General features: G+C 73.6%; 13 protein-coding genes and 1 tRNA gene. 4 read left to right on the top strand and 10 right to left on the bottom strand.

The genetic code is table 11. The annotated features are described in order from the left end of the window. Nucleotides 1–137: 137 nt before the first annotated feature. The 5 genes from ACZ3YL_RS23300 to asnB all read right to left on the bottom strand — a co-directional run bounded on the left by ACZ3YL_RS23300 (nucleotide 138) and on the right by asnB (nucleotide 7,585). Nucleotides 138–1,427 (bottom strand): ATP-grasp domain-containing protein, encoded by a 1,290-nt coding sequence (locus ACZ3YL_RS23300; protein WP_188308860.1) that lies wholly within the window; start codon nucleotides 1,425–1,427, stop codon nucleotides 138–140. Then, nucleotides 1,424–2,302 carry a cysteate racemase gene (gene cuyB, locus ACZ3YL_RS23295; RefSeq protein ID WP_188308861.1) on the bottom strand — a complete coding sequence of 293 codons (879 nt, stop codon included), beginning with the start codon at nucleotides 2,300–2,302 and terminating at the stop codon, nucleotides 1,424–1,426. Before cuyB ends, ACZ3YL_RS23300 begins: the two co-directional genes overlap by 4 nt. Further along, nucleotides 2,299–3,582: an MFS transporter gene (locus tag ACZ3YL_RS23290; protein ID WP_188308862.1), complete on the bottom strand. Its 1,284-nt coding sequence runs from the start codon at nucleotides 3,580–3,582 to the stop codon at nucleotides 2,299–2,301. The genes cuyB and ACZ3YL_RS23290 overlap by 4 nt, the downstream gene beginning before the upstream one ends. Further along, nucleotides 3,579–5,648, bottom strand: coding sequence for a hypothetical protein (locus ACZ3YL_RS23285; protein ID WP_465659530.1), 2,070 nt, complete (start codon nucleotides 5,646–5,648; stop codon nucleotides 3,579–3,581). Before ACZ3YL_RS23285 ends, ACZ3YL_RS23290 begins: the two co-directional genes overlap by 4 nt. A 62-nt stretch (nucleotides 5,649–5,710) precedes the next feature. After that, nucleotides 5,711–7,585, bottom strand: a complete 1,875-nt coding sequence (gene asnB, locus ACZ3YL_RS23280) for an asparagine synthase (glutamine-hydrolyzing) (protein WP_188308864.1) — start codon at nucleotides 7,583–7,585, stop codon at nucleotides 5,711–5,713. Nucleotides 7,586–7,886: 301 nt separating this feature from the next. Here asnB and ACZ3YL_RS23275 point away from each other — a divergent pair, with 301 nt between their 5' ends. Genes ACZ3YL_RS23275 through ACZ3YL_RS23260 form a run of 4 tightly spaced genes read left to right on the top strand, consistent with a single transcriptional unit; the run spans nucleotide 7,887 to nucleotide 20,023 of the window. Further along, on the top strand, nucleotides 7,887–11,030 hold the full coding sequence (locus tag ACZ3YL_RS23275) for an amino acid adenylation domain-containing protein (RefSeq protein WP_465659528.1): 3,144 nt from the start codon (nucleotides 7,887–7,889) through the stop codon (nucleotides 11,028–11,030). Between the two features lie 44 nt (nucleotides 11,031–11,074). Continuing rightward, entirely contained in the window at nucleotides 11,075–16,858 is a 5,784-nt protein-coding gene (locus ACZ3YL_RS23270; protein WP_465659526.1) for an AMP-binding protein, read from the top strand. Next, complete coding sequence (locus ACZ3YL_RS23265) at nucleotides 16,855–18,162, top strand: KamA family radical SAM protein (RefSeq protein WP_317621412.1); 1,308 nt, start codon at nucleotides 16,855–16,857, stop codon at nucleotides 18,160–18,162. The genes ACZ3YL_RS23270 and ACZ3YL_RS23265 overlap by 4 nt, the downstream gene beginning before the upstream one ends. 58 nt (nucleotides 18,163–18,220) lie before the next feature. Then, on the top strand, nucleotides 18,221–20,023 hold the full coding sequence (locus ACZ3YL_RS23260) for a carbamoyltransferase family protein (RefSeq protein WP_465659523.1): 1,803 nt from the start codon (nucleotides 18,221–18,223) through the stop codon (nucleotides 20,021–20,023). Nucleotides 20,024–20,086: 63 nt separating this feature from the next. Here ACZ3YL_RS23260 and ACZ3YL_RS23255 read toward each other — a convergent pair whose 3' ends face one another. The 5 genes from ACZ3YL_RS23255 to ACZ3YL_RS23235 all read right to left on the bottom strand — a co-directional run bounded on the left by ACZ3YL_RS23255 (nucleotide 20,087) and on the right by ACZ3YL_RS23235 (nucleotide 24,733). Further along, entirely contained in the window at nucleotides 20,087–21,751 is a 1,665-nt protein-coding gene (locus ACZ3YL_RS23255; RefSeq protein ID WP_465659521.1) for a phospholipase D-like domain-containing protein, read from the bottom strand. A gap of 287 nt (nucleotides 21,752–22,038) precedes the next feature. Then, nucleotides 22,039–22,115, bottom strand: a tRNA-Met gene (locus ACZ3YL_RS23250). A gap of 116 nt (nucleotides 22,116–22,231) precedes the next feature. Next, complete coding sequence (gene hypE, locus ACZ3YL_RS23245) at nucleotides 22,232–23,317, bottom strand: hydrogenase expression/formation protein HypE (protein ID WP_411293083.1); 1,086 nt, start codon at nucleotides 23,315–23,317, stop codon at nucleotides 22,232–22,234. Beyond that, nucleotides 23,310–24,434, bottom strand: coding sequence for a hydrogenase formation protein HypD (hypD, locus tag ACZ3YL_RS23240; RefSeq protein WP_188308871.1), 1,125 nt, complete (start codon nucleotides 24,432–24,434; stop codon nucleotides 23,310–23,312). Before hypD ends, hypE begins: the two co-directional genes overlap by 8 nt. Continuing rightward, nucleotides 24,431–24,733, bottom strand: coding sequence for a HypC/HybG/HupF family hydrogenase formation chaperone (locus ACZ3YL_RS23235; RefSeq protein ID WP_188308872.1), 303 nt, complete (start codon nucleotides 24,731–24,733; stop codon nucleotides 24,431–24,433). Before ACZ3YL_RS23235 ends, hypD begins: the two co-directional genes overlap by 4 nt. Nucleotides 24,734–24,738: the final 5 nt, after the last annotated feature.

Below are 24,738 nucleotides of genomic sequence, written 5' to 3'. Positions count from 1 at the left end.
ATGCTGGCCCGGCGGCCGACCCGCCGTCCAGGGCGCAAGGCTCCGGACGGCGGGTCAGCGGCGGTATCAACGCTCGGCGGTCAACGCGTCGCCGTTCAACGCTCGCTGTTCACCGCTGGGCGTTCAACGCTCGCCGTTCAGCGCTCGGCGTTCAACGCGTCGACGTACCCGGCCTGGTCGAGTTCGGTCATCAGGTCACGGTGGCGGTTGAGGTCCTCGCCCTCGTCCGCGACCGGCTCGGTGACGAACCGCACCCGGGCGGCCAGCGAGCGGGCGAGCGCGCCCGCCGCCTCGCCCGTCTCGGCGGTGACCGTCAGGAAGCCGGCCCGGTCCGGCGACCAGCGCACCGGCGGGAGCACCTTGCCGACCTCGAACTGCAGGTGGAACTCGACGACGGCGGGGTGGTTGCGGACCTCCTCGGCGCCCTCGATCGCCAGCAGCCGGCCCGGCTCGGCCTCGAAGAAGGCGACCGCGGCCCCGCACTTCGCGGCGGGCCGCTCGGTGACCGGCTCGCGCTCGCCGACCGCGACGGCCAGGCCGGTGCCCTCCAGGTCGATGCCGTAGACCAGCTCGGCCATGGTGTTGATCCGGTCGCCGCCGCGTCGGTTGTGGCCCTCGACCACCTTCGGCCCGTTCGGCGTGAGCTTCATCTCGGTGTGCGAGAGACCGTCCCGCAGGCCGACCGAGTCCAGGAACTCGCCGGCGGTGCGGGCGATCTCGTCCTCCAGCCCGGCGTCCAGCGCGGCCGGGATGGAGTGGCCGTACTCCATGAACCCGGCGCCGGTGACCTTGTCCGCGATGGCGATCAGCACGTGCCGCCCGCCGGCGGAGATCATGTCGACGCTGATCTCCGGGCCCTCCAGGTACTCCTCCAGCAGGAAGCGGTCCAGGCCGAGTTCGACGAGCGCGGCGTGCACCCGCCCGGCCTCCTCCGGGCCGTCGATCCGGTGGATGCCCAGGCTCGCCGAGCCGCCCACCGGCTTGGCGATCAGCGGGTAGCCGACGGTGGCGCCGAACCCGGTGATGTCGGCGAGGGTGGTGCCGACGGCGGCCCGCACCGCGCTGACGCCCCGTTCGGCGGTGTGCTGCCGCATCCGCCACTTGTCGGTCAGCAGCGCCACCGTGTCCGGGTGGGTGCCGTCCAGCCCGAGCGCCTCGTTGAGCAGCGCGGCCGGGATGACGGCCTCCTCCTGGACGGTGAACACGGCGCTGAACGGGGCCTGCGCGTGCAGGGCCCGGACCGCCGCCACCATCGCCCGCGGGTCCTCCCGGTGCCGCAGCACCAGGCAGGTCTCGCCCTCGATGGCGCTCGGCGACACGGTGTGGAACTCCTCCGGGGTGTAGACGCAGACCACGTCGAGTTCCAGCTGCCTGGCCCGCTGGATGATCGGCGGCTTGGGAGAGACCAGGCAGACACGCTTCGTCATAGTGCTTCCTTCGTGTGATCGTTCTGCGGACGGCGCCGTACGAGGGCGACGACGTCCTGGGCCAACGCCGTGGTGGGGTCGAACACCGGGAGGTCACCGGCCCGGTGACCGAGGACCAGGGGCAGTTCGGTGCACGCCGCGACGATGATCTGGGCACCGGCCTCGGCCACGTTGCGCACGGCCGGTTCGAGGCTCTCCCCGGCGGCCTCCAGCCGGCCCGCCTTGACCAGCCGGACGGCCCGCATGACGCACCGCTGCTGGAGCAGTGGCGCCGGCACCACCGCCGCGATGCCGTACTCGCGCAGGGCCTCCTGGTAGAGCCCGGCGACGAGGGTCCCGGTGGTGGCCAGCAGTCCGACACTGGTGACGGCCGGGTCCGCCCGGTGCAGCCGCCGCACGGTGGCGTCGATCATGCTGAGCACGGGCACCCCGGCCTCGCGCCGCAGCTCCGGCAGGAAGGCGTGGGCGGTGTTGCAGGGCATGGCGATCAGGGTGGCCCCGGCGGACTCCAGCAGCCGCACCCCCTCGCGCAGGTGGGGCAGTGGGCTGGGGCCGTCGGAGAGGATCGCCGCGGTGCGGTCGGGGACGGTGGAGTCGGACCACACCAGGGTGCGCAGGTGCTCCTGGTCCTTGGCCGCGGGCGTCTCCTGCACCAGCTTGGCGAAGAAGTCCGCGGTGGCGGCCGGCCCCATGCCGCCGAGCACGCCGACGATGTCGGACCCGGAGGACCCGGAGGCTCCGGAAGCCCCCTCGGCCCTCTCGGCCCCCTCGGCCGCCGTTGACCCCGCAGCCCCCGCGGAGCGCCGGGCGCGGACGGCGCCCGGCTGCTCGCACGTCTCCGGCTCCCCCGGGGCGACCGCGCTCACCGCGCTCATCCCGCGGCCTCCTCGGCCACGGCCGGCGCCGCGCCCGTGGCGAGGTGGTGCCGCCCCAGCACCGCCCGCGGCACCAGACCCGCCGCCATCACCAGCACGCCGATCAGCAGCCAGAGCGGGGTGCCGTGCTTGACCAGCGGTGCCACGATCAGCACCGGCCCCACCAGGTCCTGGCCGACCCGCCCCAGGTTGTAGAAGGACAGGTACTGCGCCAGTGACTCCTTCGGCGCCAACTCGTAGGACAGCGGCGTACTGGCGGTGAAGAGGCACTCCCCCGCCGTGTGCGCGACCATCGCGACCACCAGGATCGCCAGCGCCGCCCAGCCCTGGGAGACCGTCCCGGAGGCGGCGTAGGCGGCGCAGGCCAGGAACACGGCCACCCCGCCGAACACCGGGGCGCGCAGCGCGGCCGCGAAGTCGGCGAAGCGGCGGTTCACCGGCACCTGGGCGGCCATCGCCAGCGCGCCGTTCAACGCGAGCAGTGTGGTCAGGCCCCAACTGGGCGCGTCGGTCGCCTGGGTGACCCACAGCGGCAGCACCAGCGCCAGGATCGTGTTGTGCGTCATGGCGACGCCGTTGACCACGGTGATCGCCAGGTACCGCCGGTCGCGCAGCGGGGACGCGCCCTTGCCCCGGGCCCGCTTCCCGCCCTCGCCGCCGGTCGTGGTGGCGGGCTCCGGCACCTGGAGCCGGGACATCAGCACCGCCGCGGCGATGAACGAGCCCGCGTTGACGGCGACGCCCACCATGTAGAGCGCGGTGGAGCCGGTGACGACCGGGAGGGTGGCGGCCAGCGAGCCGAGCACGATCGCGCCGTTGCGCGCGGTGTACATCGTGCCCAGGATGGTCGCCCGCTCCTTGGCCTCGAACAGCCGTCCCATCACGGTCATGTTGATCGCCGGGCTGGACCGGTCGGCGGTGGTGACCAGGCAGGCGAGCACCGCGAACAGCCAGTACCGGTCGGCCGCCAGGTACAGCGCGTAGCCGAAGGCCCGGATCAGGAAGAGCGTGATGAGGCTCTTCTTGACCCCGACCCGGTCCGCCAGCTTGCCGATCCGGGGGCTGAGCACGAAGGCGCACAGGCTGCCGAGCGAGATGGCGAGGCCGACCGAGGTGACGTCGAAGCCGCGCACCTGGGTGAAGAACAGCACCGAAGTGGCCGTGAAGATGCCGGTGCCGAAGGAGTCGGCGGTGGCGCTGGCCAGCAGCAGCCTGGTCTCCCGCCGCTCCAGCATCAGCGTGGTGCTCAGCCGTGCCCACGGGCCCGGTCGGGCGCTCATCGGGCGCCGACAGACCCGACCGGACGGACCGACCAGTCGTGGACGTGGCCGTGCACCGGGTGGCACGGGACGGTCTCCGCGCACTCCAGCCGGGGCCCGGCGTCGCGCAGCACGCCGTCGAGGCCGTCGCCGGTGAGCGGCCAGTGGATCTCGACGGTGTTGCCGCCGCGCCGCAGCAGCTCCGGCCGGACGGTGAAGGCGTCCGAGCGCCAGTCGGTGCCGAGTTCGGCCGCGCCGACGTCCTGGCCGTTGACGGCGAGGCGGACGCCGGCCGGTACGGTCCCGCCGGGCAGCCGCCAGGTGACCTCGACGGTCAGCCCGGCCGGCTCGGCCAGGACGAGGGTGGAGCGCGTCAGCGGGGCGTGGGCGCGCAGGTAGGCGACCCGCCGGGCGAAGGCGGTGCCGCGCCGCTCGTTGAAGGTGGCGGCCAGCGCGGGGTCGGCCAACAGGTCGGCACCGGCGACGTGTTCGGCGGTGTGCTCGGCAGCGTGTTCGGCGACCAGCAGCTCCTGGTGGCGCTCGCGCACCGGGCGGCCGTGCCGCTCCAGCTCGTCCAGCATGACCTCGCGCAGCGCGTGGTCGGCGAGCTTGCCGTTCAGCCGGCCGTCGCCGACCACCAGGTAGCGGGCCACCGACGGGTCCTGGGCGGAGCGCTCGTAGGAGGAGCACATCCAGTTGGGGGCGCGCCGGGTCTGGTAGTCGAGGTAGTCCTCGATCCGCTCGGCGACGGCGGCGTCGGTGTCCAGCGCCCGGGCCACGTGGTGGCGCAGGATCTCCTCGCCCTGCCCGTAGTGGGCGTTGTGCACGGCGGCGAGGAAGTGCGCCAGGGCGAGCCGGTCGGCGGCGGGTTCGACCGGGGCGGCGGCCTCGACGGTCAGGCTGAGAACCTCGGCGAGGGTGTCCGCGACGGCGTCGGCGGTGCGCCGCAGGCCGTCGAAGCTCAGGTGGCAGTAGTCGAGGAAGAACTGCCGCCCGGGCAGGCCGTCCTGGCCCAGCTGTCCCGCCTGGCCCTGCGCTCCTGCCCGGCCGTCCTGGAAGAGCGTCCGCTGGTCGACCACCCGGAAGCCGAACTTCTCGCCGCGCTCGCGCAGCAGGTCCTGGACGGCGGTCAGGGTGCGCGGGGAGTGCACCGCGAAGGGGCTGACCACCGAGTCCCGGGCCGCGCCGAGGGCCGCGCGCACGGCGTCGGGGGTCTCGGCGCAGCGGGCGGCCAGCCGGTGGGTGACCGGCGAGCTGCCGCCGTCCAGCCGCAGCAGCTCAGCGACCAGTGTCCGGGCCTGCGTCAACTCTCCACTTTCGACGGCCTGTTCGGCCGCGCGGCGGAGTTCCAGCCAGCGCGGCAGCCGGCCTTCGGGGAGCGCCGGGCAGTCGAGCATCGGCTCGTCCACCCAGTCGGCGAGGTTGAACTCGGGGACGACCAGGACGACGGGGGTCGGTCCGGCGAGTTCCCGCAGCAGGTCCAGCGCGCTCGCGGCGACGTCGGCGACCAGGGTGCGGAAGGCCGCGGTGGCGGCCGGGAAGCCGCCCTCGGCGATCAGGCCCGCCAGCTGGTGGCGCTCGGTGGGCGTCGGGTCGACGTTGTTCCAGTTGTTCCCGGCGTGCACCACCAGCGCGTCCACGCCGAGCGCGCAGGCCTCGGCGGCGGTGCGCAGCAGTTCGGGGAGCGAGCAGTTGGTGCGGGCCAGGTCGAGGACGTCGGCCTGGCCGGCGGTGAGCCGGGAGTCGATCAGGCCGGCCAGCGAGTACACCGGGTCGAAGAAGTAGCCGCGGGTGGCGGACTCGCCGAGGACGGCCACCCGGCGGGTTCCGGCGCGCAGGGGCAGCTCGGGCAGGTCGGCCCAGTAGCGCCACTCCTCGCGGCGCCCGGTGTCGCGCCGGAGCCGCCCGTCCTCGCGGCGCCAGATGCCGACGGTGTCGCCGGTGGGCACGGGGACGGTCAACTCGGTGGAGCGGGTGGTGGGTTGGCCCAGGGTCTGGATCCGGGCGAGGGCGAGCGTGCCGTCCGGTCCGGACAGGAAGTCGCTGAGGCCTTCGGTGAGGCTCTGGGTCGGGTCGCTGTGCTGCATCGGGTTCCCTCGGCGTTGTGGTCCGGGTGGGGGTGCTGGTCGGCGCCGGGTGGGCGCGGTCGTCAGGCGGTGTGCGCCGGAAGGTCGTACAGGTCGACGAGCATGTTGAAGGTGATGACCGTCATCAGCAGGTCCGTCTCGAACGGGACGTTGATCCGGAAGCCCGGGGTCGAGTACTGCCGGACGAGCTGCTCGACCCGGTCCGGGTCGAAGTAGCCGTCGGCCTCGATCCGCTCGCGGGAGAGCAGCGCCTCGATGGCGGGGTCGTCCTGGCGGAGCAGGTGCGGGCTGCCCGGGGCGGTGAAGCCGAACTTCTCGCGGTCGACGATCCGGCTCGGGATCCAGTTCCGGGCGACCTGCTTGAGCAGGTACTTCTCCTCCAGGCCCTTCAGCTTGAGCTCGGGCGGCACGGTGGCCAGGAACTCGACCAACTCGCGGTCCAGGAACGGGTGGCGGCCCTCCACCGAGTGGGCGAAGGTCATCCGGTCGCCGTGGTCGGCGAGCAGGTGGTCGCCGAGCCGGAGCTTGAGGTCCAGGTAGGAGCGGCGGTGCAGGTCGTCCAGGCCGGCCAGGCGTTCCGGGTCGACCAGCGGGTGTTCCAGGCAGTCGATCGCCAGCCCGCGTTCGCGCACCGCGGCCGAGTACAGGCCCGATTTGACGGACCGGAACGCGACGTCGTTGCGCTCGTAGAAGAAGCTCTCGTCGCCCCACAGCCGGGCCCGCAGCCTGGCCTCGGCGAGGTCGGTGGAGACCACCGCACCCGGCTGGGCCCGGCGGAGGTGGTCGAAGCGGTAGCCGATGTAGCCGCCGAAGAACTCGTCGGCGCCCTGGCCGGTGAGGATCACCTTGACGCCGGACTCGTGGACGGCCTCGGAGAGGGCGTGCGCGGCGGAGTCGTAGGACTCCTTGAGCGGGCACTCGGCGTGCCAGACCACGTCGCGCAGCCGCGCGCCGATCTCCTCGTCGTGGACGAAGCGTTCGCGGTGCGTGGTGTCGAGCACATCGCTCATCAGCCGCTGGTAGTCGCTCTCGGAGAGCTCGCGCTCCGGGAACGCGGCGGCGAACGAACGGAGTTCGGCGTCCGGCAGCAGATGCCGCATGATGCCGCCGATCAGCGAGGAGTCCAGGCCGCCGCTGAGGTAGAAGCCCACCTCGACGTCGGACTGCAGCCGCTTCTCGACCGAGCGGATCAGCAACTCCTCGACCCGGTCGACGTAGTAGGACTCGTCGTGGCGCTCCAGCTCGGCGCCGGCGCGCGGGTAGACGAGGTCCCAGTACGTCCAGGTCTTGGGCTGCTCGCCCGGGCGGAACTCCACGGCGGTGCCCGGCGGAACGCTGTGGACGCCCTCGAACATGGTCCGCGGGCTGACCAGTCCCGGCAGGGTGAGGACCTGGTCGAGTCCGATCAGGTCGACCCGGCGTTCGACGGCCGGGTGTTCCAGCATGGCCTTGATTTCGGACCCGAAAACGAGCCCGCCGGCCTGGTGCGCATAGAAGAGCGGAGTCACACCGAAATGGTCACGAGCAGCCAAGAAGATCTTCTCGCGATAGTCGAACAGCACAATCGCGAATTGCCCGTCGAGCTTGCCGAGAAAATCCCGGCCAAACTCCTCGTAAAGGTGCGGAATGACTTCGGTATCGCAACGCGTGTGCAAAGTGTGGCCACGCGCCACAAGAAGTTCACGCAACTGCGGGTAGTTGTATATCTCGCCCGTCGTCATGGCGACGATCTCACGAGTCTCGTTGTACATCGGCTGATTGCCGGAGGCCAAGTCCCTGATGGCGAGGCGGCTGAATCCGAAGGCGACGGTCTCGTCGACGTGGAAGCCCCGTGAGTCCGGGCCCCGGTGTCCGATTGTCGCGGTCATCGCCTCGAGTCGCTCTCGCGCCCATCGCGGATCGTGCCGCAAGCCTACAAAGCCCGCGAGTCCACACACGCCAACTCCCCCTATTCAGTGGCGTTTGGATGGAGCCAATCCTATCGGCTGCGACCGGGGAGCCTAGCAGCGGTCATGACATCCCACTGTGACCCAGCTCACATCCTGGCCGATCTACCGAACTTCCTTTCGGCGTGCGATTGTTCGGGGAGCATTGGAAGCGTTCCGAGCCGATTCCGCGACAGCTGTCCGAACCGCTCGATGAGCTGATGCACAATCAATCAACGGGGAAGAAGGATTCACCGTGCCTGGTTCCCGGTCGGGGCCGATTCAGCACCCACGCCCATCCACCACCACCCTGGTGACCCTGCTGGTCGAGCAGTTCCGGCGGACACCCGACCGCCCCGCGGTGTCGGACCGCCGCGAGGTGCTCGACTACCGCGAACTCGACCGCCGATCAGGCGAGTTGGCGCACCGGCTGGCCCGCTCCGGGGCCGCCGCGGGCCGCATCGTCGCGCTCCACCTGGAGCGCTCGGTGGACCTCGCCGTCGCCATCGTCGCCGTCCTGCGAGCCGGCGCCGCCTGGCTGCCGCTCGCCACCACCGACCCGGACGGCCGCCTCCAGGACCTGCTGCGGGACGCCGATCCCGCCGCCATCCTCACCGGCGACCCTGACCGGATCCGCCGACTCGCCTCCGGCACACCCTGTCTGACCACGAGGGACGTCGGGGACGCCCGCTGGGACGGCGAACCGGACGGCACCGCGGACGGGCCCGCCGACCCGGTCCTGATCGACGCCGCCGCACCGACCGACCTCGCGTACGTCATCTACACCTCCGGCTCCACCGGCCGCCCCAAGGGCGTGCTGACCGAGCACGCCGCGATCGTCAACCGGCTCCGCTGGATGCAGGACCGCTTCGGCCTCGGCCCCGCCGACGTCGTCGCCCAGAAGACCCCGTACACCTTCGACGTCTCGGTGTGGGAGTTCCTCTGGCCGCTGCTGACCGGGGCCCACCTCACCTTCGCCGAACCGGACGGCCACCGCGACCCCGACTACCTGGCCGACTTCCTGGCCGAACGCCGGGTCACCGTCACCCACTTCGTCCCCAGCATGCTCCGCGAGTTCCTCCGCCGGCTGCCCGTCGGCGCCTGCCCCGAACTGCGCGTCGTGACGGTCAGCGGCGAGGCCCTCGGCCAGGACCTCGCCCAGCGCTTCTTCGAGCGGCTCCCGCACGTCGAACTGCACAACCTCTACGGCCCCACCGAGGCCGCCGTGGACGTCACCCACTGGCAGTGCGAGCCCGGCCGCCCGCTCGACGAGCCGGTGCCGATCGGCCGTCCGATCACCGGCATCGAGCTGCTGGTCGTGGACGAGCACGGCGCCGAACTTCCCGCCGGCGCGACCGGCGAGCTCTGCATCGCCGGCGTCGGGGTCGCCCGTGGCTACCTCAACCGGCCCGAGCTCACCGCCGAACGCTTCGTCCCGCACCCGGCCGACGCTCGGCAACGGATTTACCGCACCGGCGACTTGGCCTCCCGCCGCCCGGACGGCGCCTACCTCTACCACGGCCGCAACGACCGCCAGGTGAAGATCGGCGGCGTCCGGATCGAACTCGGCGAGGTGGAGGCGGCCCTGCTGGCCCTGCCCTACCTGGACGAGTGCGTCGTGCTGACGCTCACCGACCCGGCCGGCACCACCCGGCTCGCCGCCGTCGCCGTCCCGGCCGCCGCCACCCACCCCGACATCGGCACCGCCACCGCCACCGCCACCGCCACCGCCCATGAGGCCTGGCGCGCCGACCTGGCCCGGGTGCTGCCCGCCGCCTCGATCCCGGCCACCCTGACCACCGTCGCCGCCATCCCGAAGACCGCCCACGGCAAGGCCGACACGGCGGCGCTGCGCCTGCTGGTGGAGCCGGCACCCGACGCCACCGCGCCCGACGCCGCCGCCCCGGCCGCCGAGGAGCTGGAGCCGGTGGAGCGCGCCTGGGCCACCGTGCTCGGCAGCCGGCTGCCGCACTTCTTCGAGGCCGGCGGCACCTCGCTGCACGCCGTGCGGCTGCTCGGCGACCTCGCCGAACAGCTGGGCGTACGGGTGCCGGTCGCCGAGTTCCTCGCCCGGCCCACCCTGGACGGGCTGCGCGCCCTGGTCGCCGGCGCCGGCCGGCACCCGGCGGAGCTGCCGGAGGCCACCCCTCGGAGCGGCCCGCTGCGGCCCAACCACGCCCAGGAACGCCTGTGGTTCCTCCAGGAGTTGGAGCCCGGCAGCACCGCGATGAGCGCCCCCACCGCGTTCCGGATCACCGGCGCGACCACGGCGCAGGTCGACGAGGCCTTCGCCCGGCTGCTGGAGCGGCACGAGGTGCTGCGCACCCGGTACACCGCCGTGGACGGCGAACCGCTCGCCGTCATCGACCCCACCGGCCCCCGGATCGCCTGGTCGCCGGCCCCGGCCGGCGCCGACCCCGCCGACCTGATCCGCGCCCAGGCCACCGAACTCGCCGATCAGCCCTTCGACCTGGGCGCCGGAGCCCCGCTGCGCGTGCGCGGCACCAGCCTCGGCGACCACGACCAGCTGCTGGTGGTCGCCACCCACCAGATCATCAGCGACGGCTGGACCTGGTCGCTGCTCACCGAGGACCTGCTCGCCCTGCTGACCGGCGGCGAACCGCCCACCGGCCCCGAGCGCCTGCAGATCGCCGACCACGCGGCCTGGCAGCGCCGCCACGAGGCCGGCCCCGCACACCTCGCCGCCGTCGAGGAGTCCCTGCGGCACTGGCGCACAACGCTGGCCGGCGCACCGGACGGCCTGGACCTGCCCACCGACGCCCCCCGCCCGGCCGCGCTCAGCGTCCCGGCCGACAGCGTCGACCTCGCCTGGTCGCCCGGCTTCGACGACCGGCTGCGCGCCCTGTGCCGGGAGCGCAAGGTCACCGAGTTCATGGCCCTGCTCGCCGGGTACACCGCCTGGCTGGCCCGGATCAGCGGCCAGGAGACGGTGGTCGTCGGCACCCCGATGGCCAACCGGACCCCCGAGTGGACCGACCGGATGGCCGGCAACTTCATCACCACCGTCCCGCAGCGCCTGGACGTCGACGAGGACACCACCTTCCTCGACCTCCTCGACCGCGCCCGCACCTCGGTGGTGGACGGCGCCCGGCACTCGGTGGTGCCGATGGAACGGATCGTCGCCGAACTCGGCGGCGCCCGCGGCGCCGACCGGCTGCCGGTCTTCCAGAACCTCTTCGTCTTCCAGAACATGCCCGCCTGGCGGCGCGAGGCCGACGGCCGCGCCGTACGGGTCCACCAGTTCCCCCCGCGCCACACGCACTACGACCTCAAGTTCGAGGTCTTCCCGTTCACCACCGGGTACGAGGCACGCCTGGTCCACGCCCGGGGGCGGATCTCCGCCGAACGCGCCGCCGTGATGGCCCGTCAACTCGCCGCCTGCATCGAGGCCGCGGTCGACAAGCCGGACGCGTACATCGACGAGATCCCGCTCTGACCGGCCCAGGTCGTCCCCGACCGGAAGATTGGACTGACACTGAGATGACGCACGTCAGCGATCACCGCGGCCCCACCCCCACCGCCGCGCGGCCATCGCCCGAACACACCGTCCCCGCACTGATCGAGGCCACCGCCTCGCGCTGCCCGGACTCCATCGCTCTGGTCCGCGGCGACCGGACCTGCAGCTACCGGGAGCTGGTCGAGCGCTACCGCGCCACCGCCCGTGGCCTCCTCGCGGCCGGCGTCGGCGCCGGCGACGTGGTGGCGGTGCGCGGCGGCCGCTCGGTGGAGACGGTCGTGTCCCTGCTGGGCGTCCTGCGGGCGGGCGCGATCCTCACCATGGTCGACGTCACCCAGCCCGCCGGCCGGGTCCGCGACATCCTGGCGGCCGCCGAGCCCCGGCTGGTCCTGGACACCACCGGTACGGCCCTGCCCGCCGAACTCGCCGACCACCGCGTGCTGCGGCCCGACGAGCTGACGGACCGGCAGGCCGAACTGCCCGAGGACGACGTCGAGGCCCCCGCCTACCTGTGCTTCACCTCCGGCACCACCGGCCGCCCCAAGGGCGTGCTCGGCTGGCACGGCGCGCTCACCCAGTTCTGCGCCTGGGAGCAGCGGGCGCTCGCCATCACCGACGGCGACCGGGTCGCCCAGATGGCCGCGCTGACCTTCGACGCGCTCTTCAAGGACCTCTTCCCGGCGCTGATCGGCGGCGCCACCGTCTGCCTGCCGCCCACCGACCGCCCGTTCGTCGACGTGACGCGGGTGCTCGACTGGCTGCGCGCCGACGCCGTGACCGTCCTGCAGACCGTCCCGAGCGTGCTCGGCGCGCTGCTCTCCGAACTGCCCGCCGGCCACGGCTTCCCGGCGCTGCGGCTGGTCTGCCTCTCCGGCGAGCCGCTGCCGGGCAGCCTGGTCAACCGCTGGCGCGCCGCCACCGACGCCCCCGAGCTGCGCTTCGTCAACCTGTACGGCACCACCGAGGCGACCATCCTCAAGGCCTGGTACCCGGTGCCGCAGGGCGAGGTGCCCGCCGGCATCCTGCCGGTCGGCACCGCCACCGACGGCGCCGAGCTGCTGGTGGTCAACAGGCGCGGGCGCCGCTGCGGCGTCGGCGAGCCCGGTCAGGTGCTGATCCGCAGCCGCTTCCTGACCCGGGGCCTGTGGCGGCCCGAACCCGGCGCCGAGCCGCTGTTCGAGGTGAACCCGCTCAACCCCACCGACCCGACCGACCTGGTGCAGCGCACCGGTGACCTGGGCCGGATCAACCCGCGGGGCGACGTCGAGATCCAGGGCCGGGCGGACGACCAGGTGAAGATCCTGGGCGTGCGGGTCCAGCCCGCCGAGGTCGCCGCGGTGATCCGCCGGCTGCCCGAGGTCAAGGACGCCGCCGTGGTGGTCCGCCCGGGCGCGGACGGCCCCGCGCTGGCCGCCTACCTGGTGCCCGCGCCCGGCGCCCGCCCGGACGCCGAGCTGGTGCGCACCCACGTGGCGGCGCACGGCTCCAACGCGATGGTCCCCGCCCATGTGGTGCTGCTGGAGCGGCTGCCGCTGACCGGCCACGGCAAGCTGGACCGGGCCGCGCTGCCCGCGCCCGAGGAGGCGGCGCAGGCCGGCGCGCCGGAGCCGGACGAGGGCGAGTGGAGCGGCACCGAGCAGCGGGTCGCCGCGATCTGGTCCGAGGTGCTGGGGTGGCAGGTCACCGCCCGGCACGCCAACTTCTTCCACCTCGGCGGCCACTCGCTGCTGATGGCCCGGGTGGTGGCCCGGATCCGGCGCGCCTTCGCCGTCGAGCTGAGCCTGACCACGCTGTTCCGCGCCGCCACCGTCGCCGCCCTCGCGGCCGCCGTCGACGAGGCGCTGCGCACCGGGGCCGCCGTCGCCGAGGAGCCCCTTCCGGCTCCCGCCACGACCGACGGCCCCCAGCCGCTCTCCCCCGAGCAGGAGGGCCTGTGGTACCTCCAGCAGCTGGACCCGAGCAGCTCCGCGTACAACATGGCGGGCGTCTTCACCCTGCCCGCCGGGCTGGACGAGGAGGTGGTGCGGGAGGCCGTGCTCACCGTCTGTCGCCGCCACCAGGCGCTGCGGCTGCGCTTCCACGAGGTCGACGACCACCCGGTGCAGCTGGCTGGCCCGGCCGAGGTGGACTTCGCCCGGCTCCCGGACGGCGCCGACCGGGCGGCGGGCCTGGCCGCGCTGACGGCCGCCGCCGCCGTCCCGTTCGACCTGGTCGCCGGTCCCCCGGTGCGGGTGCGCACGGTACGGGTGGCCGGCCGGGAGCTGCTGGTCGGCCTGACCGTCCACCACCTGTGCTGCGACGCGGTGTCCTGGCGGATCGTCTGCGAGCAGGTCGACGCGCTGCTGGCCGGCGCCGACCGCCACTCCCGGCCGGATTCGGCCGGGCCCCGGCTGCAGTTCGGCGACTGGGCGGCCTGGCGGGCCGGCCGCATCACCGGTGAGCGCGCCGAGGCCGACCTCGCCTACTGGCGCGACCTGCTGGCCGGCGTCCGCCGCCCCGAGCTGCCGCTCGGCCGGCCCGTCCCCGCTGGCCGGCCGCACCAGGCCCGGGTGGTCCGCGTCGCGCTGGCGCCCGAAGTATCCGCCCCGCTGGGCGAGTTGTGCGCCCGGGCGGACGCCACCGAGTACATGGCGATGATGACGGTGCTGGCCTACGCGCTCTCCCGCGCGGCGGCCCAGGACCAGGTGGTCATCGGCAGCGACAGCGCGGGCCGGGACCGCGAGGAGTTCGACGAGGTCGTCGGCTTCTTCGTGCGCACCCATGCCTACGCCTTCGACCTGTCCGGCGATCCGGGCTTCGCCGAGGCGCTGGGCCGGGTGCGCGCCACCCTGGTCGAGGCCGCCGGGCACCGCGAGGTCTCCTACGCCCAGGTCGTGGACGCCGTCACCGCCGCCCGCGGCGGGGACCGCGACCCGCTCTTCTCGGTGCTGCTGCGGATGCCGCCGCGCGAGGAACTGCCGCGCGAGGCAGCCGTGTTGCGTCCGCTGGACGCGGTGGCCGAGGCGGCGGACGGCACCGGCGCCGCGCCCACCGCCAAGTTCGACCTCACCGTCGTGGTGCGCCCGGAACCGACCGGGACGGTCCTCGACCTGGAGTACGACGCCGACACCGTCCAGCCCGAGTACGTGGCCGCGCTGGCCGACCGGCTCACCCGGCTGCTGGCCTTCGCCGCCGCCCAGCCGGACCGCCCGCTCAGCCTCGCCCAGGGCGACGCCCACCCCTTCGACACCGCGCTGCCCCCGGCGGAGCCCGTCCCGGTCGCCGAGGCGGTCCGGCGGCAGGCCACCGCCACTCCGGAGGCGATCGCCGTCCGCTGGGCCGAGGGTGAGGTAACGTACCGTCACCTCACGGATGCAGCAAGCGGGGTGGCCCGCAAGCTGGCCCCCGGCGAGCGGGTCGGCCTGCTCGGCGGGAAGTCCCCCGCCACGGTCGCCGCCCTGGTGGGCGCGCTCGACGCGGGCGCCGTCCCGGTCCCGATGGACGAAGGACTGCCCGGCCCCCGGCTGGAGACCATGGCCGCGCGGGCCGAGGTCCGCCGCGTCCTGCTCACCGAGCCCAGCACCGCCACCGGCGCACTGACCGGAGTCGAGGTGCACCGGCTGGCCTTCGACGCCCTGCTCGCGGACACCGGCGGCGCTCCCGCACCCACCCCGGCCGGCCCGGACGACCCCGCGTACGTCTTCTTCACCTCCGGCACCACCGGCGAGGCCAAGGCCGTGCTCGGCCGGCGCCGCGGCCTGGACCACTTCATCGACTGGGAGACCACCGAGTTCGGCATCCACCCCGGCGACCGGGTGGCCCAGCTGACCACGCTGTCCTTCGACGCCATGTTGCGCGACGTCTTCGTCCCGCTCACCCGCGGCGCCACGCTCTGCCTGCCCTCCGCCGCCGACCTGGACGACACCGCGCGCACCGTGGAGTGGCTGGCCCGCGAGCGGGTCACCGTCGTGCACACCACGCCCAGCGTGGTCACCGCCTGGCTGCGCGAGGCCGACCCGGCCACCGCCCGGCTGCCCCACCTGCGGCTGCTCTGCCTGTCCGGCGAGCCGCTGAGCGGCCGGCTGGTCGCCCGGCTGCGCGAGCGGCTGCTCGGCCCGGACGCCGAGATCGTCAACTTCTACGGTCCCACCGAGACCACGATGATCAAGACCTTCCACCGGGTGGCCGCCGACCAGGACCACGGTCCCGTCCCGGTCGGCCGGGCGCTGCCCGGCGGCCAGGCCGTCGTGCTCGGCACCGCCGACCGCCCGTGCGGCCCCGGCGAGCGCGGCGAGATCGTGCTGCGCACGCCCTACCGCACCCTTGGCTACCTGGGCGGCACCGGCCCGGCCTCGGCTTTCCGCCCCAACCCGCGCGGCACCGACCCGGACGACCTGCTCTACCGCACCGGTGACCTCGCCGTGGTCGGCGCCCACGGCGAGATCCACATCGAGGGCCGCCGCGACGACCTGCTCAAGGTCCGCGGCATCCGGATCCACCCGGGCGAGGTGGCGGCCGAACTGGCCACCCACCCCGAGGTGCGCCAGGTGCACGTGGACGCCGACAAGGAGGGCGCCGGTACCCTCGTCGCCTACCTGGTCAAGGAGCCCGGCGCCACGCTGACCGCCGAGACCCTGCGCGGCTACGCCCGCGAGCGGCTGCCCCTGGCCCTGGTGCCCGGACTCTTCCTGTTCGTCGACCGCTTCGTCCTGCTGCCGAACGGCAAGCTCGACCGCTCCTCCCTGCACGGCGCGGCGCCCCGGCGCACCGTCGAACGGGTCGAGCCGCGCGACGAGACCGAGCAGACGCTCTGGCAGCTCTGGTCCGAGCTGCTCGAACACCGGGACTTCGGCGTCACCGACGACTTCTTCGCGGTCGGCGGCCACTCGCTGCTCGCCACCATCCTGCTCACCCGGCTGCGCAAGCGCACCGGCGTGGCGCTCTCGCTGCGCCGCCTGCTGGAGGGGCCGCGGATCGAGCACCTCGCCGAAGCGGTGCGCGAGCTGGTCGGCGACGGCGCCGACCAGGGCAGCGAACTGCTGCTGCCGCTGCGCCCGGGCACCCCCGGCGGGCCGGTGCTGTTCCTGGTGCACCCCATCGGCGGCGACGTGCTCTGCTACCGCGAGCTGGCCGCGGCCCTGCCGGCCGAGGTCACCGTGCTCGGCGTGCGCGCGCCCGGCCTGGAGTCCGGCACCCCGCTGCGCACCGTCCAGGAGCTGGCCGCCGCCTACCTGCCCGAGGTCCGCAAGGCGCAGCCGGAGGGCCCGTACCACCTGGCGGCCTGGTCGATGGGCGGCGTGGTCGCCTACGAGATGGCCCGCCAGCTCTCCTTCGAGGGCGTCCGGACCGCCTCGGTGACCCTGCTGGACAGCTACGCGCCCGGCTCCGGGGCGTTCGCCCGCTTCGCCGACCCGGACACCGACCGGGCGGAGTCCTTCGCCCACGACCTCGACCGGATGACCGGCGAGCGGCCCGCCACCGGGCTGCTGCGCGGCGCCCCGGCCGAGGACGAGGAGACCCGCTCGCTGCAACGGCGCTTCCAGGTGTTCGACGCCAACGCCACCGCCCTGGTCGCGTACAAGCTGCGCCGCGCCCGGCTGCGCGACACCCGGCTCACCCTGCTGCTGGCCGGCGCTCAGGAGCGCCCGGACGGCAGCACCCCGACCCTCGGCTGGACCGAGGCGCTCGGCACCGACGTCGACACCCTCACGGTGCCGGACGTCGACCACTTCACCCTGCTGCGCGGCCCGGCGGCCCGCACCGTCGCCGAGCGGATCGCCCGCGTGCTCGCGGCGAGCAGCGCCCGCCCGGACGAGGAGCGATCGTGACCGAAACCAGCACTCCGCGGTTCCGCGCCTACACGGCACGCGACCTGGACACCCTGCTCGACCGCTGCGGGGCCGACGCCGAGACCCGGCTGCAGACCCGCGCGGTGGCGGCGATCCTGCCGTTCAAGACCAACCAGTTCGTGGTCGACGAGCTGATCGACTGGGACGCCGCCGAGGACGACCCGATCTTCCGACTGGTCTTCCCCCAGCCGGACATGCTGGCCGCCGACGAGCTCAAGACCGTCACCGACCTGCTGCGCCACGGCGCCGGCCCGGCCGACCTGCACCGCGCCGCACGGCAGATCCGGGCCGGCATGAACGCCCACCCGGCCGGGCAGACGGACCTCAACGTCGCCCGCTGGCAGGGCACTCCGCTGTCCGGCGTGCAGCACAAGTACCGCGAGACGCTGCTCTACTTCCCCCGCCAGGGCCAGACCTGCCACGCCTACTGCACCTACTGCTTCCGCTGGGCCCAGTTCGTCGGGGACCCGGAGCTGAAGATCGCGGCGGCCTCGGACGAGACGGCCGCGCTGCGCGGGTACCTGCGCGAGCACACCGAGATCTCCGACATCCTGGTCACCGGCGGCGATCCGATGATCATGGGCACCGGCCCGCTGCGCCGGGCCCTGGAGCCCTTCCTCGACCCGGAGTTGGCGCACATCACCACCATCCGGATCGGCACCAAGGCGCTCACCTACTGGCCGTACCGCTTCACCAGCGACCAGGACGCCGACGACCTGATGCGGCTGTTCGAGGAGATCCGCGCCGCCGGCAAGCACCTGGCCCTGATGGCCCACGTCACCCACCCCCGGGAGCTGTACCCCGAGGCGGTGCACCAGGCGGTCCGGCGGGTCCGCGCCGCCGGCGCGGTGGTCCGCACCCAGGCGCCGCTGATCCGCACCATCAACGACGACGCGGCCCTGTGGCGGGAGATGTGGACGCGCCAGCTCGCGCTCGACGCCGTCCCGTACTACCTGTTCGTGGAGCGCGACACCGGCCCGCGGAACTACTTCGAGGTGCCGCTGGTGCGGGCCTGGGAGATCTACCGGGACGCGGTGTCCGGCGTCACCGGGCTGGCCCGCACGGTCCGCGGGCCGTCGATGTCAGCGACCCGCGGCAAGGTCGTGGTCGACGGCGTCACCGAGGTCGCCGGGCGGCGGGCGCTCGCCCTGCGCTACCTCCAGGCCCGCGACCCGAGCATCGTCGGGCGCCCGTTCTTCGCCGAGTACGACCCGCGGGCGACCTGGCTCAGCGACCTGAAACCGCTCTTCCCCTCCGACGCGCCGTACCTGGACGTCCGATGACGGGCCCTACGCCCCACCACGACATGCCGAACCCCTCCCGAGGTCAAGGAGACCAGCGATGACCGGCCAGACCACCCACACCGCCACCGCCGACGGGCCGGTGATCCTGGGCATCTCGGCGCACTTCCACGACTCCGCCGCCGCCCTGCTGGTCGGCGGCCGACTGGTGGCCGCCTCCCACGAGGAGCGCTACACCCGCCGCAAGCAGGACCCGGAGCTGCCCCGCCTCGCCGTCCAGGACTGCCTGCGCCAGGCCGGGCTGAAGATCACCGACGTGGACTGCGTCGCCTACTACGAGGACCCGGTCAAGAAGCTGCACCGCCAGCTCTGGGCCGGCCTGCCGGCCTTGCCGGACAACGGCCCGATGGCCCGCTACCGGCTGGACGCCGACCGCCCCCGCCGGGAGATCCGCGACCTGCTGGGCTGGGACGGCCCGGTCGAGATCGTCGACCACCACCTCTCGCACGCGGCCAGCGCCTACTACTTCTCCGGCTTCGAGGACAGCGCCGTGCTGACCGTGGACGCCGTCGGCGAGTGGGCCACCAGCACCTGGGGCGTCGGCCGCGGCGCCGAGCTGGAGTTGCGCGAGCAGGTCGGCTTCCCGCACTCGCTGGGCCTGCTCTACAGCGCCGTCACCGGCTACCTCGGCTTCGAGGTCAACGAGGGCGAGTACAAGGTGATGGGCCTCGCCCCGTACGGCGAGCCGCGGTTCAAGGAGCAGATCGAGCAGCTGATCCACCTCGACGAGGAGGGCGGCTTCCGACTCGCCCTGGAGTACTTCGACTTCGCCGACCCGGAGGGCATGCTCGGCGAGCGCTTCGAGAAGCTGCTCGGAGTGCCGCCCCGCGTCCCGGAGTCGGAGATCGAGGGCGTCCACTACGACCTGGCGCGCTCCATCCAGCTGGTCACCGAGGAGACCCTGCTGCGGATGGCCGACAAGGCGCACCGGATGTCCGGCAGCCGCAACCTGTGCATGGCGGGCGGGGTCGCGCTCAATGTCGTCGCGGTGCGCCGGATCGTCGAGGAGGGCCCGTTCGAGAACGTCTTCGTCCAGCCCGCCTCGGGCGACGCGGGCGGCAGCCTCGGCTGCGCGGCCGTGGCCCACCAGCGGCTGACCGGCGAGCGCCCCGCGCGGGAGCGGCAGCGCTCGGCGCTGCTCGGCTCGGGCACCGGCTCGGACGAGATCGCCGGGCTGCTCGGCGCCTACGCCGGCCACTCCTTCCTGGACTTCCGGGGCGACGAGGCGGGCCTGCTGGACGCGGTCTCGTCCCGGCTGGCCGACGGCAAGGTGATCGGCTGGTACTACGGCCGGGAGGAGTTCGGTCCGCGCGCCCTCGGCGGGCGCTCCATCCTCGCCGACCCGCGCGGCGACGACACCCGGGACCGGATCAACGCCTCGGTCAAGATGCGCGAGGCCTTCCGCCCCTTCGCCCCCGCCGTGCTGGCCGAGCACGCCCGGGAGCACTTCAGGCTCGACCACGAGTCGCCGTTCATGCTGGAGACCTGTGAGGTGGACTCCCCTCTGCACCTGCCGGCCATCACCCACGTCGACAACTCGGCCCGGGTGCAGACCGTCACCGAGCAGCAGAACGGCCGGTTCTACCGCCTGATCAAGGCCTTCGCCGAGCGGACCGACTGCCCGCTGCTGCTGAACACCTCGTTCAACCTGCGCGGCGAGCCGATCGTGCACACCCCGGTCGACGCCCTGCTCTGCTTCCTGCGCTCGGACATCGACTGCCTGGTGCTGGACGACTTCGTGCTGGACCGTTCGGCCCTGCCGCAGTCCTGGGTCACCTGGTTCAAGGGCACCCGCCCGCCCCGCCACCAGCAGGTCAGCGACAACGTCTACACCCTGCTCTGACCACCCGCGCTGCGGGCCGCCGTCGCCGGGTTCGGCGCGGCGGCCCGCAGCGGTGGTACGGGCTCAGCCCTGGCAGAGGCCCCGGCTGTAGTCGAAGGTCGCGGCGGCCTGCGAGTACTGCCACTGCGGGGCGAGCAGCTGCGCGTCCACCTGCGCGGCGGCGGCGCGGTCCTCCACGACGTAGCCGAAGTCCTGCAGCCAGGCCGGGTAGAGGTTCTTCGACCCGATGAAGAACGCCGAGCCGTCGACCGAGACCAGCTTGTGGTGCAGCGCGTACGGGTGCCCGTCGGCCCAGGTCGGGGCGGACGCGGCGCGGAACGGGGCGAGTTGGAGGTTCCGGCACATCGCCGTCCGGACCTGCGCCGGGTCGCCGAGCCGGGCGGTGAGGCGCGCCGCGAGGGTGTCGCTGATCTCGTTCAGGGACTTGATCTGCGAGTAGCCGCCGCTGCCGACCGCACCCCGGTTGCCGGGGTCGCTGACCACGATGCGGACCTTCACCCCGTCGGCGAGCTTGCCCGCGAGCAGGTCGAAGAGCCGTGCGTCGTAGCGGGGCATCGGCGGGCAGGTGCCGGTCACGTCCTGCTGGGAGATGTCGATCCGGCTGCCGGCGCTCGCGACCAGCGCGCGCAGCGCGTTCTCCTCCGGGTTGACCGTCTCGTAGGCGCGGTCGTCGTTGGTGCGGTCGCGCAGGCCGATCGGGCCGCACTTGACGTCCTCGGCGCCGGCCGCCGGGTCCGGGCGGTACCCGGAGGCCGGGTCGGTGTCGCGGATCCCGACGCCCAGGCCGCCGACGGCGATCACCGGCAGGGTGCCGGTGGCGGGCACCTGCCCGGCCGCCGGGTTGAGCCGCTTCTCCAGGTCGGGGGTGCACCCGGCGCCGTTGGAGGAGGCGAACCAGGCGGCCGAGAGCACACCGCTGTTGCGGCAGGTCCAGTCCCACAGGGTGTCCAGGTAGGCGCCGGCGGAGGCGGCGGCCGGACCGTTCAGCGCGAGGTCGACGTCCGTCACCGGGTGGGCGGTGTCCAGGTAGTCGCTCTTCCAGTTGTTGATCCCGCCGGTGATGACGCTCTGCCCGTCGACGACCAGCAACTTGGAGTGGTTCCAGGAGAACGCGGTCTTCGCGGTGGTCATCGAGGCCACCTCGACGGTCACCCGGCCGGCCGCCCCGCCGAGCCGGGCCACCAGCTCGTCACGGTACCTGGACGGCAGCGCGGTGATGTTGAGCAGCGGGGCCGCCCCGGCGAGGATCCGCACGTGCGGCGCGTTCCCGGCGGCCACCGACGCCTTCAGGCCGTCCACGATGGCGTCCTGGAACGCACCGTCCGGGAACGGGGCCAGAGTTGATATGTCGACGGTCCGCGTGGCCCGCGAGATGTTCTCCCGCATCCGGTCCAGCAGCCGCTTGGTCCCGGCCCGGTCACCGCAGGAGGCGTCCCCCCAGCACCCCGGCGTCTGCAGCAGCCACCCACCCGGATCCCCCGCCGGAGCGTCCAGCCGGTTCCCCGCCGTCCGCTGCCACACCACGCCCTCCAGCCCGGGCGACACCTGACGCAACGTCCGCTCCACCGCGTCCAGGTGCGGAGTGCCATCGACGGGCACCGCGGCGGGCACCGCCTCCGCGAACGCGGGGGCGACGGGCAGCACACCGACAGCGGCGGCGAGGGCCAGCGCGGAACCGGCCAGACGGCGGCCGGAACGGCGGGAGTGGCGGGACTGGTGAGAGAGCACGTACGAGTCCTTCATGCGGGGCCGGGGACGTTCACCCGGACGACACCGATAAATTACCTCAAAGTAACCTGAGGTGCTGTCAGGGTCCCATCAAGGAGCCCGAACCGGCCTGACTCACCCTCAGCACCGTGCAGGTACCGTGCCCGGACATCACCAAGGAGCCCACGGATGGCGGCAGTCGCCGGCCACGCCCTGGCAGCCGTCGCGGATACCGGCCCCGCCCTCCGCCCCGCACAACGCAAAGGAGCCGGGGCCGACGCACCAAGTGCGTCGACCCCGGCTCCTGCTGGTAGCGGGGACAGGATTTGAACCTGCGACCTCTGGGTTATGAGCCCAGCGAGCTACCGAGCTGCTCCACCCCGCGTCGTTGACACCACCCTATGCGACCACCCACCCGAAACGGAAATCGTCTTCCCGCAGACCCTCTCGCCCTGGGGCCGGCCCGGGTGGATCCGGACCGGCCCCAGGGGCGCCGCGAGGTCAGCAGATCCGCGGCAGCTGCTCGCCCATCGGCAGGTCGACCACCCGGGTGCCGCCGAAGCCGGTGCGGGCGACGACCATCCCGGGGTGGTCCTCGACGCACTCGCCGATCACCACCGCCTCCGCCCCGAGCGGGTGGGCCCGCATCGCGGCGAGCACGGCCTCGGCCTCGTCACGCGGGACGAAGGCGACCAGTTTGCCCTCGTTGGCGATGTACATCGGGTCCAGGCCCAGGACGGCGCAGGCGTTGGCCACCGGATCCGGGACGGGGACGGCGCGTTCGCTGAGCACCACGCCCACCCCGGCGGCCGCCGCGATCTCGTTCAGCGCCGCCGCGAGTCCGCCCCGGGTGGGGTCGCGCAGCACGTGCAGGTCACGGCTCGCCGCGAGCATGGCCTCGACCAGCCCGCCGAGCGCCGCGCAGTCGCTGCGCACCTCGACTCCGAACTCCAAACCCTCCCGGACGCTCATGATCGCCACTCCGTGCAGCCCGATCGGCCCGCTGACGATCACCACGTCGCCCGGGCGGGCCCGCTGCGGCCGGATGTCGACCCCGGCCGGGACGAGCCCGATGCCGGCGGTGTTCAGGTAGACGCCGTCGCCGTGCCCGGCCTCCACGACCTTGGTGTCCCCGGTGGCCACCTCCACCCCGGCCGCGCGGGCGGCGGCGCCGATGGCCCGGGCGATCCGGTCCACCACGGCCAGCTCCACCCCCTCCTCCAGGATGACGCCGCAGGACAGGTAGGCCGGCCGGGCCCCGCTCATGGCCAGGTCGTTGACGGTGCCGTTGACGGCGAGGTCCCCGATGCAGCCGCCGGGGAAGAACAGCGGCCGCACCACGTAGGAGTCGGTGGAGAAGGCGAGCCGGGCGCCGCCGAGTTCCAGCACGGCGGAGTCGGCGAGGCCGGCCAGCGCCGGGCCGCCGTAGGCGGGCGCGAAGACGTGCTCGACCAGTTCGGCGGACATCGCCCCGCCACCGCCGTGCCCCATCACCACCCGGGGGTGGTCGCGCAGCGGCAGCGGGCAGCTCCAGCCGGAGAAGTCGGGCACGGCCGACGGTTGCGTCAGCGTCTCGGTGTCAGCCAACGGGGCTCGCCTCCTGGACGGGGCTCGGCGTGCTCAGCCGCCGGTAGAGGTAGTACGCGGCGCAGGCGCCCTCGCTGGAGACCATGGTGGCGCCGAGCGGTGTGCGCGGGGTGCAGACGGTCCCGAAGGCCTCGCACTGGTGGGGTTTGAGCAGCCCCTGGAGCACCTCGCCGGCCCGGCACTGGGCGGGTTCGCTGGTGCGGATGCCCGTGACGTCGAAGCGGTGTTCGGCGTCGTGGTCCCGGTAGCGCGGGGAGAGCCGCCAGCCGCTCTGCGGGATGACGCCGATGCCCCGCCAGGCACGGTCGGTGACTTCGAAGACGTCCTCCAGCATGGCGCGGGCCGCCGGGTTGCCCTCGGGGCGGACGGCCCGGGGGTAGGCGTTGTCGACGGTGTGCTCCCCGCGTTCCAGCTGCCGTACCGTGCGCCGGATGCCCTCCAGGATGTCCAGCGGTTCGAAGCCGGTGACGACGATCGGCACCCGGTGGCGCTCGGCGAGCGCGGGGTACTCGGCGGTGCCCATCACGCTGCACACGTGCCCGGCGGCCAGGAAGGCCTGGACCCGGCAGTCCGGCGATTCCATGATCGCCTCGATCGCCGGGGGCACCCGGACGTGCGAGACCAGCATGCTGAAGTTGCGCAGGCCCTGCTTCCGGGCCAGGTGGACGGCCATGGCGTTCGGCGGGGCGGTGGTCTCGAAGCCGATGCCGAAGAAGACGACCTCCCGGTCCGGGTTCTCCCGGGCGATCTTCAGCGCGTCGAGCGGCGAGTACACCACCCGTACGTCGCCGCCCTCGCTCCGGACCCGGAACAGGTCGCGGTCGGTGCCGGGCACCCGCAGCATGTCGCCGAAGGAGCAGAAGATCACTCCGGGCCGGGCGGCGATCGCCAGGGCCCGGTCGATCACCTCCAGCGGGGTGACGCACACCGGGCAGCCCGGCCCGTGGATCAACTCGACCTCGTCCGGCAGGAGTTGGTCGATGGCGTGCCGGATGATGCTGTGCGTCTGGCCGCCGCACACCTCCATCAGCGCCCAGGGGCGGGTGACCGTCGCCCTGATGTCCGCGAGCAGGCCCTCCGCCAGCTCGGGGTTGCGGAACTCCTCCAGGTACTTCACCGCTCGACCTCCTCAGCCGATCCGGCCGCCGGCTCACCCGCCGCCGCCTCCCACGGGTCGCCGAACTCCTCCTGCAACAACCCGAGTTCCTCGAACAGCGCCAGCGTCCGCCGGGCCGATTCCTCGTCCAGGCGCTGCAGCGCGAAGCCCACGTGGACGATCGCGTACTCCCCCACCGCCAGATCGGGCAGGTATTCCAGGCACACGTCCTTGACCACCCCGCCGAAGTCCATCACCGCCATCCGGGTCCCGTCCCGCTCCCCGATCTCCGTCACCCTGCCGGGCACCGCCAGGCACATCCGCT

The sequence above is a fragment of the Kitasatospora sp. NPDC023176 genome, from assembly GCF_055560495.1.
Note: the sequence above shows the minus strand (reverse complement) of the source record. Positions and strands in the feature narration are given on the sequence as shown.

Bases quoted from the DNA above. Each gene is read 5' to 3' on its own strand.
- ACZ3YL_RS23300 (WP_188308860.1), bottom strand. From the start codon at position 1,427: ATGACGAAGCGTGTCTGCCTGGTCTCTCCCAAGCCGCCGATCATCCAG.
- cuyB (WP_188308861.1), bottom strand. From the start codon at position 2,302: ATGAGCGCGGTGAGCGCGGTCGCCCCGGGGGAGCCGGAGACGTGCGAG.
- ACZ3YL_RS23290 (WP_188308862.1), bottom strand. From the start codon at position 3,582: ATGAGCGCCCGACCGGGCCCGTGGGCACGGCTGAGCACCACGCTGATG.
- ACZ3YL_RS23285 (WP_465659530.1), bottom strand. From the start codon at position 5,648: ATGCAGCACAGCGACCCGACCCAGAGCCTCACCGAAGGCCTCAGCGAC.
- ACZ3YL_RS23270 (WP_465659526.1), top strand. From the start codon at position 11,075: ATGACGCACGTCAGCGATCACCGCGGCCCCACCCCCACCGCCGCGCGG.
- ACZ3YL_RS23260 (WP_465659523.1), top strand. From the start codon at position 18,221: ATGACCGGCCAGACCACCCACACCGCCACCGCCGACGGGCCGGTGATC.
- ACZ3YL_RS23235 (WP_188308872.1), bottom strand. From the start codon at position 24,733: ATGTGCCTGGCGGTGCCCGGCAGGGTGACGGAGATCGGGGAGCGGGAC.